12 protein-coding genes are annotated in these 13,166 nt (G+C 64.7%); 6 read left to right on the top strand and 6 right to left on the bottom strand.

Annotated elements, in window-relative coordinates:
- Positions 1-31: 31 nt before the first annotated feature.
- The 4 genes from ACT7DK_RS13950 to ACT7DK_RS13935 all read right to left on the bottom strand — a co-directional run bounded on the left by ACT7DK_RS13950 (position 32) and on the right by ACT7DK_RS13935 (position 5,102).
- Positions 32-1,246: a pyridoxal phosphate-dependent aminotransferase gene (locus ACT7DK_RS13950; protein ID WP_445400145.1), complete on the bottom strand. Its 1,215-nt coding sequence runs from the start codon at positions 1,244-1,246 to the stop codon at positions 32-34.
- A 271-nt stretch (positions 1,247-1,517) separates the two neighbouring features.
- Entirely contained in the window at positions 1,518-1,781 is a 264-nt protein-coding gene (locus ACT7DK_RS13945) for a GrxA family glutaredoxin (protein WP_445400143.1), read from the bottom strand.
- 76 nt (positions 1,782-1,857) lie between these two features.
- On the bottom strand, positions 1,858-3,288 hold the full coding sequence (dacB, locus tag ACT7DK_RS13940; protein WP_445400141.1) for a D-alanyl-D-alanine carboxypeptidase/D-alanyl-D-alanine endopeptidase: 1,431 nt from the start codon (positions 3,286-3,288) through the stop codon (positions 1,858-1,860).
- 68 nt (positions 3,289-3,356) lie between these two features.
- Complete coding sequence (locus ACT7DK_RS13935; RefSeq protein ID WP_445400139.1) at positions 3,357-5,102, bottom strand: DEAD/DEAH box helicase; 1,746 nt, start codon at positions 5,100-5,102, stop codon at positions 3,357-3,359.
- Between the two features lie 71 nt (positions 5,103-5,173).
- Here ACT7DK_RS13935 and fabV point away from each other — a divergent pair, with 71 nt between their 5' ends.
- A complete protein-coding gene (gene fabV, locus ACT7DK_RS13930; protein ID WP_445400137.1) occupies positions 5,174-6,373 on the top strand; it encodes an enoyl-ACP reductase FabV in 1,200 nt (399 codons plus the stop codon).
- A gap of 62 nt (positions 6,374-6,435) precedes the next feature.
- A complete protein-coding gene (locus ACT7DK_RS13925) occupies positions 6,436-6,777 on the top strand; it encodes a 5-carboxymethyl-2-hydroxymuconate Delta-isomerase (protein ID WP_445400135.1) in 342 nt (113 codons plus the stop codon).
- Positions 6,778-6,977: 200 nt separating this feature from the next.
- Here the strand turns inward: ACT7DK_RS13925 and ACT7DK_RS13920 are convergent, their stop codons facing one another.
- Both ACT7DK_RS13920 and ACT7DK_RS13915 read right to left on the bottom strand, forming a co-directional pair.
- Entirely contained in the window at positions 6,978-7,931 is a 954-nt protein-coding gene (locus ACT7DK_RS13920) for a GGDEF domain-containing protein (protein WP_445400133.1), read from the bottom strand.
- Between the two features lie 3 nt (positions 7,932-7,934).
- Positions 7,935-8,939 (bottom strand): response regulator, encoded by a 1,005-nt coding sequence (locus tag ACT7DK_RS13915; protein WP_445400131.1) that lies wholly within the window; start codon positions 8,937-8,939, stop codon positions 7,935-7,937.
- 242 nt (positions 8,940-9,181) lie between these two features.
- Here ACT7DK_RS13915 and ACT7DK_RS13910 point away from each other — a divergent pair, with 242 nt between their 5' ends.
- The 4 genes from ACT7DK_RS13910 (at position 9,182) to rluF (ending at position 13,136) form a co-directional block, all read left to right on the top strand.
- Positions 9,182-9,793 carry a glutathione S-transferase family protein gene (locus ACT7DK_RS13910; RefSeq protein WP_445400129.1) on the top strand — a complete coding sequence of 204 codons (612 nt, stop codon included), beginning with the start codon at positions 9,182-9,184 and terminating at the stop codon, positions 9,791-9,793.
- Positions 9,794-9,894: 101 nt separating this feature from the next.
- Entirely contained in the window at positions 9,895-11,658 is a 1,764-nt protein-coding gene (locus ACT7DK_RS13905) for a SulP family inorganic anion transporter (RefSeq protein ID WP_445400127.1), read from the top strand.
- Positions 11,658-12,125: a methyltransferase family protein gene (locus ACT7DK_RS13900; protein ID WP_094039842.1), complete on the top strand. Its 468-nt coding sequence runs from the start codon at positions 11,658-11,660 to the stop codon at positions 12,123-12,125. The genes ACT7DK_RS13905 and ACT7DK_RS13900 overlap by 1 nt, the downstream gene beginning before the upstream one ends.
- 123 nt (positions 12,126-12,248) lie before the next feature.
- The gene (gene rluF, locus ACT7DK_RS13895) at positions 12,249-13,136 is read left to right on the top strand and encodes a 23S rRNA pseudouridine(2604) synthase RluF (RefSeq protein WP_096779627.1); all 888 of its coding nucleotides are present in this window, start codon (positions 12,249-12,251) and stop codon (positions 13,134-13,136) included.
- Positions 13,137-13,166: the final 30 nt, after the last annotated feature.

The following is a 13,166-nucleotide window of genomic DNA, read 5'->3' as shown; positions in this document are numbered from 1 at the left end:
GCTTCCAGCTTCCAGCTTCCAGCTTCCAGCTTTACTGCTGGTAATGTTTGAGGAAGCGGGCGATACGGCCGACGGCGTCCTCGATATCGTCCACCCGCGGCAGGGTGACCAGGCGGAAGTGATCGGGCTTGGGCCAGTTGAAGCCGGTGCCCTGTACGATCAGCAGCTTTTCCTGCAGCAGCAGGTCGTACACCATCTTCTGATCGTCCTTGATGTCGAATACCTTGGGATCCATCCGCGGGAACATATAGATGGCGCCCTTGGGCTTGACGCAAGAGATGCCTGGGATCTGGTTGAGCAGCTCCCAGGCCTTGTCCCGCTGCTGGCGCAGCCGGCCACCGGGCAGCACCAGCTCGTTGATGCTCTGGTAGCCGCCGAGTGCGGCCTGAATGCAGTGCTGCATGGGCACGTTGGCGCACAACCGCATGGAGGCGAGCATCTCCAGCCCCTCGATATAGTCCCGGGCCAGGTGCTTGGGGCCACTGAGCATCATCCAGCCCTGGCGGAAGCCGGCGGCACGATAGCTCTTGGACAGGCCATTGAAGGTGGCCACCAGCACGTCGTCGCACAGGGTGCATACCGAATGGTGGGCAACATCGTCGTAGAGGATCTTGTCGTAGATCTCGTCGGCGAAGATGATGAGCCGGTTCTGGCGGGCGATTTCCACCACCTCTAGCAGGAACTCGCTGCCGTAGACGGCGCCGGTGGGGTTGTTGGGGTTGATCAGCACTATGCCCTTGGTGCGGGGGCTGATCTTGGATTTGAGATCGTCCAGATCCGGGTACCAGTCGGCCTGCTCGTCGCACATATAATGCACCGCCTTGCCGCCGGACAGGGTCACCGCCGCCGTCCACAGAGGATAGTCGGGAGCGGGCACCAGCACCTCGTCGCCGTTGTTGAGCAGGGCCTGCATCGCCATCACGATCAGCTCCGACACCCCGTTGCCGATGTAGATGTCGTCCAGATCGGTGGTGCGCAGCCCCTTCTGCTGGTAGTACTGCATCACCGCCTTGCGGGCCGAGAAGAGTCCCTTGGAATCGCAGTAGCCCTGGCTGGTGGGCATGTTGAGGATGGCGTCCTTGAGCAGCTCTTCCGGGGCCTCGAAGCCGAAGGGGGCCGGGTTGCCGATATTGAGCTTGAGGATACGGTGGCCTTCGTCCTCCAGGCGGCGGGCCTCCTTGTGGACGGGGCCGCGGATGTCGTAACAGACGTTGTCCAGCTTGTGCGATTTCTCTACGGAATACATGGGTATCAAGGGCCTCGGGTTATGCAACTGCCAGGGAAACCACGAACAGGAGAGGCCGGCATGAGGCGCGGGCTTCGGGAAAGGCGTGTCCGGGAACGGGCAGTACAGACAGTCAATGGCGTCCATGATGGAGCTTTGGCACCCGGATGAAAAGGGGTAAAAGGGGGCTTTGGACGAAAAAAATCCTGAAAACGGCGCTTCTGCGTTGATGTCGGTGTCGGAGCGCTGAAAAGGCGACCTTGCGGTCGCCAGGGCAGTGTGGTGAAAGGGATTACTGGTACAGGTCCAGGTTTGCCTTGGCGTAGGCCTCGAAGTCGGTGAAACCGCCGATGTGCTGCTGGTCGAGGAAAATCTGGGGCACCGTCTGCACCGGCTTGCCCACCGTCTTTTCCAGATCTTCCTTGGAAATGCCCTCGGCATGGATGTCCACATAACGGAACTTGAAATCGTCGCGCTCGGTGGTGAGCTTTTCCGCCAGTTCCTTGGCGCGAACACAATAGGGACAACCGGGGCGACCAAATATCACAGCAAACATGGGCTTTCTCCTTGACTGGGTAACGGGGGGCAGTATAAGCAGCCGGTGCCCCCTGGTTAAATCGTTAATGTATTCATCATTGATTGGTTTTGGCGATGGAGCCGGCAGCCAGCGCCTGCTCCAGCCACTGCCGCTCGAAGGCCCGGGCCGGCCAGTCGCCTTCGCCCCGGGCCAGTTGCTGCTCTTGTTCGGGACTGATGGACAGGCCGTTTTGCAGCAGTACGAAGGCCTTGCGGCCAGCGTCGGTGTCGATAAAGCCGGCCAGGTTCTGCACATGGGCGATGGTACCGGTCTTGGCCTGCACCCGTCCCTTGAGCGGTATTTGGATCACGCTTTTACGGTAGCGGAGGGTGCCGTTTTCGCCGCTTACCGGCAGGGCCGCCACCAGCCAGTCGAGCTCGGGCCTGGCGGCCATGGCCTGCAGTACCGCCAGCAGATCCCTGGCCCGCAGCAGGTTGTGGGCCGACAGGCCGGAGCCGTCCGCCAGCCAGGCGGGGCCCAGATCGATGCCGGCCTGCGCTTTCAGGATCTCCCGCACCGCCTGGCTGCCGTTGCGAAAGCTGCCGGGCTGGCCGAAATGCTCGGCGCCCAGGGTGCGCAGCAGGCTGTCGGCGTAGAGGTTGTCGGAGTGGAGCAGGATACGCCCTACCAGCTCCCGCAGGGGCGGCGAGGCGTGGCTGGCGAGCACCGGCCAATCGGCGGCATCCTGCCGGCTGCCGCTGATCCGGCCGGAAAGCGCGATGCCGGCCTGCCCCAGGGCCCAGCGGCTGAGGGCCTCGCCCCAGGCGTCCAGATCCTGGATGGCGAAGCGCAGCGGCCAGGGCTCCTGGCGTGGCCCTGTGCAGCCGCTGAGGTGATAGCGGTTGGGCGGGCTCATGTCCACCTCCAGCTCGCAGAAGCGGGCCCGGCGCTCGGCCTCGCCCAGCACCGCCACCTCGGCGCTCACCGACACCGGCTGGTGCGCCGGCACCGTAGCGCGGGCCGGCTGGCCGAGGCGGGCGTAGAGGGCGCCCTGCACGCAGTTCCTGTCCAGGATCAGCGCCGCCGGCGGTGCCGTGTAGCAGACCCCGAGGTCGTTCCAGGACCAGCCGTTGCCCCTGTCATAGCCGCCGAAACGGGACTGGTTGAGCAGCAGGTTGCCGCTGATGCGGCGGATGCCGCTGCCGGCCAGCAGATCCCGCAACTGCTCCCGGGTGAGGCTGGGATCGCCGACAAAGTCGATCAGCAGATCTCCCACCAGCAGGCCGTTTTCGAGCCTGCCCCGGTAGCGCAGCCGGGTTTCATAGCGCCAGTCGGGCCCCAGGGCCAGGGCGCCCGCCAGGCTGGTGAGCAGCTTCTGGGTGGAGGCGGGCTTGAGCAACTGCTCGGGGTTGTGGCTCTGCTCGATACGGCCGCTGCCGAGGTCGGCCAGCAGCCAGGCGGCCTGGCCGTGCTCCGGCGGCGTGGCCGCCCGGGCGGTCAGGGCGGTAAAAAGAATGGCGAAGCCGGTTAATGCGGTTTTTATCATGGATGTGCTCTTTGGTGATGTTTTGCCTGTGGTCTGCGGGGCCAATATAGCATGCCAGTCTCCGTCCCTTATCCCAATTCATGGGCGCGCCGGTAGCGGCCCTGGTAGTCGAAGATCTTCTCCTTCACCTGCCAGCCCCGTTTGTGCTTGCGGGCGATGACGAAGTCCGGGTGGCGAAAGCGCGCGGCGGCCGCCTCCACCTCGGCCAGAGCGGCGAAATCCGGCTCCAGGCCCGGGGCCGGCCAGTGGGGAGCCACGAAGTCCCGGAAAAAGCGGCCCTTGGGCCCCTTGGCGTCGAAGCCATACCATTGCACCAGCTCGGTGCCGTCCTCGTCGTGATAGGTCACCTTGAGCGCCGGGCCGAACTTGCCCTGCTCCGCCGCCAGCGTCATGCCGGCGCAGCGCAGCACCAGGGCGTCCTTCAGCGCCAGGGCTTCCTTCAGTTGCTTGTCCGGATCCACCAGCAGCTGGCCGCAGTCGTGGCACTGGCGGGCGGCGATGTCGTTTTCCGCCAGACACTGGGGGCAGGACTTGAAGCGGAAACGGTAGCCGCATTCCTCCCGCTGGCCCTCGTCGTCTTCGAACAGGCCCTGGCAGCGGCGGCCGAAGTGCTCCAGCACCCGGCCCTCGGCGTCGGTCTTGCCCCAGAAGATATTGGCGAAACCGCAGGCGGGGCAGGGCACCTGCACCTGGGTGCTGTCCGGATGGGGCCTGGGCTCGCCCACTTCGGGGGCGAAGAGGTCCATGTTGTTGCCCGCGTAATCCAGCACTAGGCAGTCGTGCTTGCCCGGCGAAAGGCGCAGGCCCCGGCCCACTATCTGCTGGTACAGGGCCACCGACTGGGTAGGGCGCAGAATGGCGATAAGATCCACATGGGGGGCGTCGAAGCCGGTGGTGAGCACCGCCACATTGACCAGGAACTTCAGCTCCCGGGCCTTGAAGCGGCGGATGATGGCGTCCCGCTCCGGGCCGGGGGTCTCTCCGGTGATCAGCGCGGTCTGCCCGGGCGGCAACAGGCCGGCCACTTCGGCGGCGTGGCGCACGGTGGCGGCGAAGATCATCACCCCTTGCCGGGGCTCGGCGTAGTCCTGAATTTGCGCCACTATGTGGGGGGTGACCCGGGGCTGGCGGGCCAGTTCCCGATCCAGCGCCTGCTCGCTGAACAGCCCCTGCTCATAAAGACGGGAAAAGTCGTAGTGCACCACGGGGGCGTCCACCAGTTGCGGCGGGCACAGGTAACCCTGCTTGATCATCAGCCGCAGCGGCAGCTCGAACAGGCAGTGTGTGAAAAAGCGCGGCGCACGACTGCGCACCATGCCGTGGTGGTGGCTCTGGTAGATCCAGCCCAGCCCCAGACGGTAGGGAGTGGCGGTGAGCCCCAGCACCTTGAGCCTGGGATTGTCCCGACGCAGGTGGTTGACCACCTGCAGGTACTGGCTGTCATCGTCGTCCGACACCCGGTGGCACTCATCGATCACCACCAGGCTGAAGCCGGAAAAGGCGCCCAGGTTGCGCGCCACCGACTGCACCGAACCGAACACCACCTGTCGGCTGCTTTCCCGGCGCTTGAGCCCGGCGGAGAAAATATCGGCTTCGACGCCGTAGGCCCGGTACTTGGCGTGGTTCTGCTCCACCAGCTCCTTGACATGGGCCAGCACCAGCACCCGGCCCCGGGCCAGGCGGGCCAGCTCGGCGATCACCAGGCTCTTGCCGGCGCCGGTGGGCAGCACCAAAAGTCCCGGTGCGTCATGGCGGCGAAAGTAGTCCAGGGTGCGGTCGACCGCTTCCTGCTGATAGGGACGAAGGGTAAACATCGGGCCTCACATTTGCCCCGGAATAGGGTATCTTTAGCCTCTATTTGTGAATAACCGAGGCAAACATCTCTATGATCATCAAACCCAAGGTCCGTGGCTTTATCTGCACCACCACCCATCCGGTCGGCTGTGAGGCGAATGTACGCGAGCAGATCGCCTACGTCAAAGCCAAGGGCAAACTGGCGCAGGGGCCGACGAAGGTGCTGGTGATCGGCGCGTCCACCGGTTACGGCCTGGCCTCCCGCATCAACGCCGCCTTCGGCAGCGGCGCCGCCACCATCGGCGTTTTCTTCGAAAAGCCGGGTACCGAGAAGAAGACCGGCACCGCCGGCTGGTACAACGCCGCCGCCTTCGACAAGGCCGCCAAGGAAGAGGGGCTGTACGCCAAGAGCATCAACGGCGACGCCTTCTCCAACGAGTGCCGTGACCAGGTGATCGAGCTGATCAAGCAGGACCTGGGCCAGATCGACCTGGTGGTCTACTCCCTCGCCTCGCCGGTGCGCAAGCTGCCCGACAGCGGCGAAGTGGTGCGCTCCGCGCTCAAGCCCATCGGCGAGCCCTACAAGTCGGTGGCCCTCGACACCAACAAGGACGTGCTGGTCGAAGCCGTGGTCGAGCCGGCCAACGAGCAGGAAATCGCCGACACCATCCAGGTGATGGGCGGCCAGGACTGGGAGCTGTGGATGAATGCCCTGGAAGCCGCCGGCGTGCTGGCCGAAGGCGCCAAGTCGGTGGCCTACTCCTACATCGGCACCGATCTGACCTGGCCCATCTACTGGCACGGCACCCTGGGCAAGGCCAAGGAAGACCTGGATCGCGCCGCCCATGCCATCGACGCCAAGCTGAAGGCCCGTGGCGGTAACGCCCACGTGGCGGTGCTCAAGTCGGTGGTGACCCAGGCCTCCGCCGCCATTCCGGTGATGCCGCTGTACATCTCCATGGCGTTCAAGGTGATGAAGGAGCAGGGCATCCACGAGGGCTGCATCGAGCAGATCCAGCGCCTGTTCGCCGACCGTCTCTACAACGGCCAGCCCGCCCCGGTGGACGAGCAGAACCGCCTGCGCCTGGACGACTGGGAGCTGCGCGACGAGGTGCAGAACGCCTGCCGTGAGATCTGGCAGAAGATCACCGACGACACCATCTATGAGCTGACCGATTACCAGGGCTATAAGGACGAGTTCCTGCGCCTGTTCGGTTTCGGCCTGGCGGGCGTGGACTACGACGCCGACGTCAATCCGGAAGTCGGCTTCGACGTGATCGAACTGGTGTAAACCGGTTTTCCTCTGCGAAAGCCCCCGTAGCGGGGCTTTCTTTTTTTTCAAGGAGCAAGGCCATGCCCCATTGCGTAATCGAATACTCCACCACCCTGGGACGCCAGCTCAGCCCTTCTGCCCTGGTCACGGCGGTGCACCAGGGGGCCTTCGACAGCGGCCTGTTCGAAGAGGCCGACATCAAGAGCCGGGCCGTCGGCTACGACTACCACCACCATGGCGGCGCCCGCCGCGACTTTATCCATGTGACCCTGAAGATACTGTCGGGACGCACCCCGGAGCAGAGGAAGGCCTTGGCAGCTTTGGTGCTGGAGGCCCTGGCGGGTCTGGGGCTCGAGGATATTTCCCTCACCGTGGAAGTGGTCGAGATGGAGCGGGAAAGCTACGCCAAGCGACTGGATTGAGCCCGACAGAAGGAGTCTCATGGCGTGTCGGCGGTGTTTGCCGGCACCCCTGACGGCATTAAAGTGGGAAAGGCCACAGTGCCCGGAGACCGCTATGCAGACCAGATACCGATTGGGAGCCCTGTTGCTCGGTGGCATGCTGGGCGTCGGCCTGGCGCCCGCCTTCCTGATTACGAAGGGTACGAATGGCGCCGGGTGTCTTATCTCATCACCACCCGGTTTCTCCCCTCATGCTTGGCGGCGTAGAGCGCCTCGTCGGCCTGGCGCAGCCATTCCATGTGGTTGTTCGGGCCCTCCCTCAAGGGAGCCGCTCCCAGGCTGACGGTGTAGCGGATTTCACCCTCCTGGGTGCTGACCACGGCGGCTTCGAACGCCCGGCGCAGCCGCTCGCAGATAATGTCGGCGCCCTCGGCATCCGTCTGCGGCAGTATGATGCCGAACTCCTCGCCACCGTAACGACCCGCCTGATCAGACTGGCGCAGGGTCCCCCTGGTAATGGCGGCTACCTGGCGGATCACGTCGTCCCCGGCCAGATGACCGTACCTGTCGTTGATCTCCTTGAAGTGATCGATGTCGAACAACACCAGGGTGCAGGGGTGGCCGTAACGGCGGAAGCGGGCGAATTCGGCGTCGAGCAGGTTTTCCCAGGTGCCGCGGTTGAGCAGGCCGGTTAGCCGGTCGGTCATGCTCAGCCGGGCCAGTTGCTCGTTGGCCTGCTCCAGGGCCAGCCGGCTGCTGGCCACATCGGTGACGTCATACACCATCAGGCACACTCGCCGGATACTGCCGTCGGGATCGGACAGCGGGCTGATGGTCAGGTTCTGGAACATGTATTCCTGAGTACCGGTCACCGGGCGGCTGTTGCGGAAGCGAAACAGCCAGGGTCGTTGCTCCCAGGAGGTGAAGGCACGGGTGTTGAGGGTGACCACTGTGTCCACCTTGCGACGCAGCCAGGGTTCGGGCAGCTCCGCAAAGAGGTGGAACAGGTTGCGATCACGCACGGCGGTGGAGGTCAGGCCGCTGTGGTTTTCCATAAAGCCGTTCCACAATTGCACCCGGAAATCCAGATCGATAACCACCAGGCCGATCTCGACCGACTCCAGCATATCCACCAGCCAGTGGAATCCATGGGCATCCTGCTCGGTGAGGCTCATCGCTTACTCCGTCATGTAGCAAAGACGCTGCTCCAGCCGGCTGACCGACTCCTCCGTGAGCAGCACCAGCAAATTGCAGTGAATATGATGGTGTTCGAGTTCGTAGGGGATCTCGATGCACAGCAGCTGTTCGCTCTGCCGGCGGTGGTGTTCCAGCAACACGTCCACCCGCTGGTGCCGGCCGAGCACCGTGGGGTGACCCAGCCCGAGGCGGATGTCGAGCTGATCCCCCAGCCCCTTGAGAAAGGCGCCGAACAGTATGCTCGACATGTCCATCAGTATCTCCACGTCCGGCGCTGCGGTGGCGTCATCGTAACGCAGCAGCCGGGCCATTTCCCCTATGCTGGCATCCGAAAACAGCAGCAGCGCCTCGCCGGACACACCGGCCCCGACAAAGCCCTGGCATACGGCGGAATAGCATTCGCCGCTTTCCACCGCCGAGATGGCCATGCTGAGTTCGCTACGGGCGATGGGGGCGACCCGGGGGATGGGCTGGCGGATAAAGACGTTGAGCAACCGGGCCAGCAGGTCCGAGGCCTGCCCCATGGCGACGTTGGCCAGCTCCTGCAGGTAGTCGTGGAGCGACAGGGCGGTGTCGGGGTGTCGGGCCGGTGATGGCGTCTGCGGGGCGGTTTCGGCCGGCTGGTAGAGGCCGTACTGGCGCAGCAGCTCGCTCAGCTCGGCGGTATCGACGGGTTTGCGGATAAAGCCCAGGGCGCCCAGGGCCTTGACCCGCTCTCTGGCCTGAGGCTGAATGTCGCCGGACACCACCAGGGTCATCACCGGCAGGTCTTCGGCCTTGATGGCCTCCAGCACTCCGTAGCCGTCCAGCACCGGCATGTTCAGATCGAGAAAAAGCAGCTCGAACTCCCCGGTGCGCAACTGCCGCAGGGCATCTAAGCCATGTTCCGCGAAGTGGAGTTCAAGTTCCCAGTCAGCGGGCAGGGATCTGGCCATTTGTTTGCGCGCCAGGGCGGAATCGTCACAGATCAGAACTGGTGTCGTCATGCCATCGGAAGCCTGTGGGTAATGGAGGGAGCAGCGGCTTTAGGGCCGCAGCCGAGTATTCAACCATAGTTTGGGACGGGAAGACAGGCGGCAAACGGCACTGTGATTGCGTTCTGGATGATTTGATTCCCTTTTTGCGATGGCGGCGACATTTTCAGCATTCGGGCGTTGCCCCTGTGTTGGTGGCGACGACTGGGATAACCTAAGGTCACCCCATGATTTTATTACCACAAGGTGACCTTATGAGACTTTATGAACTGGCGACCACCCCCAACGCCCGGCGGGTGAACATCTTTCTGGCCGAGAAGGGGATAGCGGTCGAGCGGGTGCAGGTGGACGTGCGGGCCGGGGAAAACCTGACGCCCGAATTCCGGGCCAAGAGCGCCAACGGCCGCATTCCCTTGCTGGAGCTGGACGACGGTAGCTACCTGTGCGAGTCGGTGGCCATCTGCCGTTATTTCGATGAGTTGTACCCGGATGAACTCGCCCTGTTCGGCGACAGTCCCCTGGACCGGGCCCGGGTGGAAATGTGGCACCGCATCGTCGAACTGGACGGACTCATCCCTGCCTTTCAGGCCTTCCGCAACCTGAGCGGCGTTTACCGGGATCGGGAACACTGCGTCCCCGCCTGGGGCGAGGAGTCCAGGACCCGGCTGCAGGCCTTCCTGCCCCGGCTGGAGCAGCGCCTGGGCGAGGCCGAGTATCTGGCCGGGGAACGCTATTCCATCGCCGACATCGCCGCCTATGTGCTGATAGGCTTCCTGCCGCGGCTGGACATCGAGGTGGCGTCCCGGCCCCATATTCAGCGCTGGCTGGCCCGGCTGCGCCTGCGCCCGGCCCTGGGCGCAGGCTGAGTCCGTCGCCGGCGTTTTTACCAACCTGATGATTTACGCGCATGTTGTGTCACCGTCACTCTATAATTAAGGCGAGATAACTAACTGCAAGTGGTTGAAAAATGCGCGATTTTTTCTCCCTGGCCCGCTGGATGCCGGGGCTGGTGGCGTTGTTGGGATACCAGCGCGCCTGGTTGCTGCCGGATCTGCGCGCCGGTCTGTCGGTGGCGGCGGTGGCGCTGCCGGTGGCCATCGCCTACGCGGAGCTGGCCGGGGTGGGGGCCGTGGTCGGTCTTTATTCCTGCATACTGCCGATGCTGGCCTACGCCCTGTTCGGCACCTCCCGCCAGTTGATCGTCGGGCCCGATGCCGCCACCTGCGCGGTGATCGCCGCCGTGGTCACCCCCCTGGCGGCGGGAGATGCCACCCGCCACTGGCAACTGGTGATGACCATGACCGCCATGACCGGCTTCTGGTGCCTGATCGCCAGCCGGTTCAAACTCGGGGTACTGGCCGACTTCCTGTCCCGCCCCATCCTGCTGGGGCTCTTGAACGGCGTGGCCATCACCATCATGGTCGGCCAGTTGTCGAGCATCTTCGGCTTTACCTTCGACGAGTCGGAGCTTATCGAGCGGATCGCCGCCGCCCCCAGTTACCTGGCGCTGATCCACTGGCCCACCCTGGGCATCAGCCTGTTGACCCTGGTGGTGATGCTGGCCTGCCTGCGCTACCGGCCCCAGTGGCCCGCCAGCATGCTGGCGCTGGCCGTCGCTGCCGCCCTGTTGTGGGTGCTGGGGGGAGAGCGGAGCGGCATTATGGTGGTGGGAGCCATCAGCGGCGGCATTCCTTCGCTGCAGCTCCCCGAGTTTCCTCCCGGGCTGATGCGGGAGCTGGTGCTGCCGGCGCTCAACCTGGCGATGGTGAGCTTCGTGTCGATGATGCTCACCGCCCGCAGCTTCGCCGCCAAGAACGGCTACGATATCGATGCCGACAAGGAATTCCGCGCCCTCGGCGTGGCCAACCTGGCCTCGGCGGTGTCCCAGGGGTTCGCCATCAGCGGCGCCGACTCCCGCACCGCGGTCAACGACGCCAACGGCGGCAAGAGCCAGTTGGTGTCGATCGTGGCCGCCACCGTGATCGCCCTGGTCACCTTTTTCCTGACCGCGCCCCTGCAGTACATTCCCACGGCGTCATTGGGCATAGTGCTGGTAATGGCCTCCTGGTCGCTTATCGATCTGCGCGGCCAGTGGGCGCTGCGCCACTCGGACAACGCCGCCTTCTGGCTGGCCTGGATCACCTTCGTCAGCGTGCTGTTTATGGGGGTGATCCCCGGCATCACCCTGGCGGTGCTGCTGGGGCTGTTCCAGTTTCTGCGCAACGTGATGCGGCCCACGGACCAGTTGATGGGCATGAACGACGAGGGGGTAGTGCATACCCTGGGCCACAACGAGGAGGTCAAGGCCGTGACCGGGGTGCTGATCTATCGTTTCAACTCGCCGCTCACCTATTTCAACGCCGCCTATTTCAAGCGCCGGGTGCTGCAGTTGCTGGGACGGGAGCCCCATCCGCCCAAGTGCCTGATCATCGATGCGGTGTCCTGCTTCACCCACCAGGACATCAGCGTGATGAGCATGGTGGGGGAACTGCACAAGGAGCTGAAGCGGCGTGGCATCCAGCTGCTGATGGCCGGCCGGCGCAGTCAGATGACCCACTGGCTGCACCAGGCCGGCATCCGGGTGGGGGAGGACGGCATCCTGCTCTACCCGGATTTGTATGAGGCCTTGCGCATGACCCGTTGCTACCGGGAGCCGGAAGAGCCGGTGGCGGAAGGGGAAGCCTCGCCTGTTGCCCCTGCATTGCCGCAAGAGCGGCTGGCGGAGTCCTGATGCGCCCGGCCACCCTGCGCCGCCTGCTGTGGCTGCCGCCCCCCGGCGTGGTGGTGCTGATCGCCGGCCTGATGTGGCTGGTGCGGCGCTGGAGCGGCGGGCTGGCCTTTGCCGGCCAGGGCTGGGTTGCCCTGCTGGTGCTGGCGGCGGGGCTGGCGCTGATGGCGGCGGCGGCGTGGCAGTTGGCACGGGCCCATACCACTGTGCTGCCCTTTCATCCGGAGCAGGCGTCGCACCTGGTGACCACCGGGATCTTTCGCCGCTCGCGCAACCCCATCTACCTGGGCGATCTGCTGCTGTTGCTGGCCTGGGCCCTCTGGCTCGGCAGCCTGTTCAACCTGCTGTTGCTGGGACTGTTCGTGCTCTATATGAACCGGGTGCAGATAGCGGCGGAGGAGCGGGCGCTGGCGCGCAAGTTCGGGCCGGCCTACCTCGGTTACTGTGCCCGGGTCCGGCGCTGGCTCTAGCTGTCCGGGGAAGGGGCTTGCGATGGCCGGCCCGGGCGCCTACACTGCCGCTTTTCAGCCAGCCGCCCCGGATCCGTCCGGAGCGGGCCGGTTTATCGCCACCGAGGGAGAGCGTCAGGGCCCATGACAGAAGACAACGGCGGCACCCGCCTGAACAAATTTATCAGTGAAACCGGCATCTGTTCCCGCCGGGAGGCCGACCGGCTGATCGAGCAGGGGGCGGTGGCGGTGAATGGCCAGGTGGCCGGCATGGGCGTCAAGGTAACCGCGGCCGACAGGGTCACCATCAACGGCAAGCCCCTGCGTGCCAGGCCCCAGCCGGTGTACCTGGTCTACAACAAGCCCATCGGCATTACCTGCACCACCGACCAGGCCATTCCCGGCAATATCGTCGACGCGGTCAAGTATCCTGCGCGCATCTTCCCCATCGGCCGGCTCGACAAGCCCTCGTCCGGCCTGATCCTGCTGACCAACGACGGTGACATCGTCAACAAGATACTGCGTGCCGGCAACGCCCACGAGAAGGAATACATCGTCTCGGTGGACAAGCCCATCACCGAGGATTTTGTGGCCAAAATGGCGGCGGGGGTGCCCATTCTCGACACCGTGACCAAGCCTTGCAAGGTCAAACAAATCGGCCCGCGCAGCTTCAATATCATCCTCACCCAGGGGCTGAATCGCCAGATCCGGCGCATGGCGGAATACCTCGGTTTCGAGGTCACCAGCCTGAAGCGGGTCAGGATCATGAATATTTCCCTGGGCGGACTCAAGGCCGGCCAGTGGCGGGAGGTCAGCCCCCAGGAGCTGGCGGTGATCAACCGCATGGTGCAGGGGTCGAGCAAGACCGAAGAGGCATCCCGGCTGGACGTGCCGAAAGCGGCCCGCAAGGGGCCGCGGGTCGGCCAGGACGGCAGGGGCAAGGCGGCCCCGGGGCGGCGACCGGCGAAGCCGGGCCGGGAGAGCGCCGGTACCGCCGGCAAACGGAGCAGCGCCGGGCGGCGCGGCCGCTAGAGTACCGAACAGTTTAAAACTTAGGCAGCG

It is taken from the genome of Zobellella sp. An-6 (assembly GCF_052487945.1).
The sequence above is the reverse complement of the archived record's forward strand: the minus strand, read 5'-3'. Positions and strand labels throughout refer to the sequence as shown.

What these genes read in the sequence shown, in the direction of transcription:
- ACT7DK_RS13905 (WP_445400127.1), top strand. Translation starts at nt 9,895, where the DNA reads ATGCGCGATTTTTTCTCCCTGGCCCGCTGGATGCCGGGGCTGGTGGCG.
- dacB (WP_445400141.1), bottom strand. Translation starts at nt 3,288, where the DNA reads ATGATAAAAACCGCATTAACCGGCTTCGCCATTCTTTTTACCGCCCTG.
- ACT7DK_RS13935 (WP_445400139.1), bottom strand. Translation starts at nt 5,102, where the DNA reads ATGTTTACCCTTCGTCCCTATCAGCAGGAAGCGGTCGACCGCACCCTG.
- ACT7DK_RS13945 (WP_445400143.1), bottom strand. Translation starts at nt 1,781, where the DNA reads ATGTTTGCTGTGATATTTGGTCGCCCCGGTTGTCCCTATTGTGTTCGC.
- ACT7DK_RS13950 (WP_445400145.1), bottom strand. Translation starts at nt 1,246, where the DNA reads ATGTATTCCGTAGAGAAATCGCACAAGCTGGACAACGTCTGTTACGAC.
- ACT7DK_RS13900 (WP_094039842.1), top strand. Translation starts at nt 11,658, where the DNA reads ATGCGCCCGGCCACCCTGCGCCGCCTGCTGTGGCTGCCGCCCCCCGGC.
- ACT7DK_RS13920 (WP_445400133.1), bottom strand. Translation starts at nt 7,931, where the DNA reads ATGAGCCTCACCGAGCAGGATGCCCATGGATTCCACTGGCTGGTGGAT.
- ACT7DK_RS13915 (WP_445400131.1), bottom strand. Translation starts at nt 8,939, where the DNA reads ATGACGACACCAGTTCTGATCTGTGACGATTCCGCCCTGGCGCGCAAA.
- fabV (WP_445400137.1), top strand. Translation starts at nt 5,174, where the DNA reads ATGATCATCAAACCCAAGGTCCGTGGCTTTATCTGCACCACCACCCAT.
- rluF (WP_096779627.1), top strand. Translation starts at nt 12,249, where the DNA reads ATGACAGAAGACAACGGCGGCACCCGCCTGAACAAATTTATCAGTGAA.
- ACT7DK_RS13925 (WP_445400135.1), top strand. Translation starts at nt 6,436, where the DNA reads ATGCCCCATTGCGTAATCGAATACTCCACCACCCTGGGACGCCAGCTC.
- ACT7DK_RS13910 (WP_445400129.1), top strand. Translation starts at nt 9,182, where the DNA reads ATGAGACTTTATGAACTGGCGACCACCCCCAACGCCCGGCGGGTGAAC.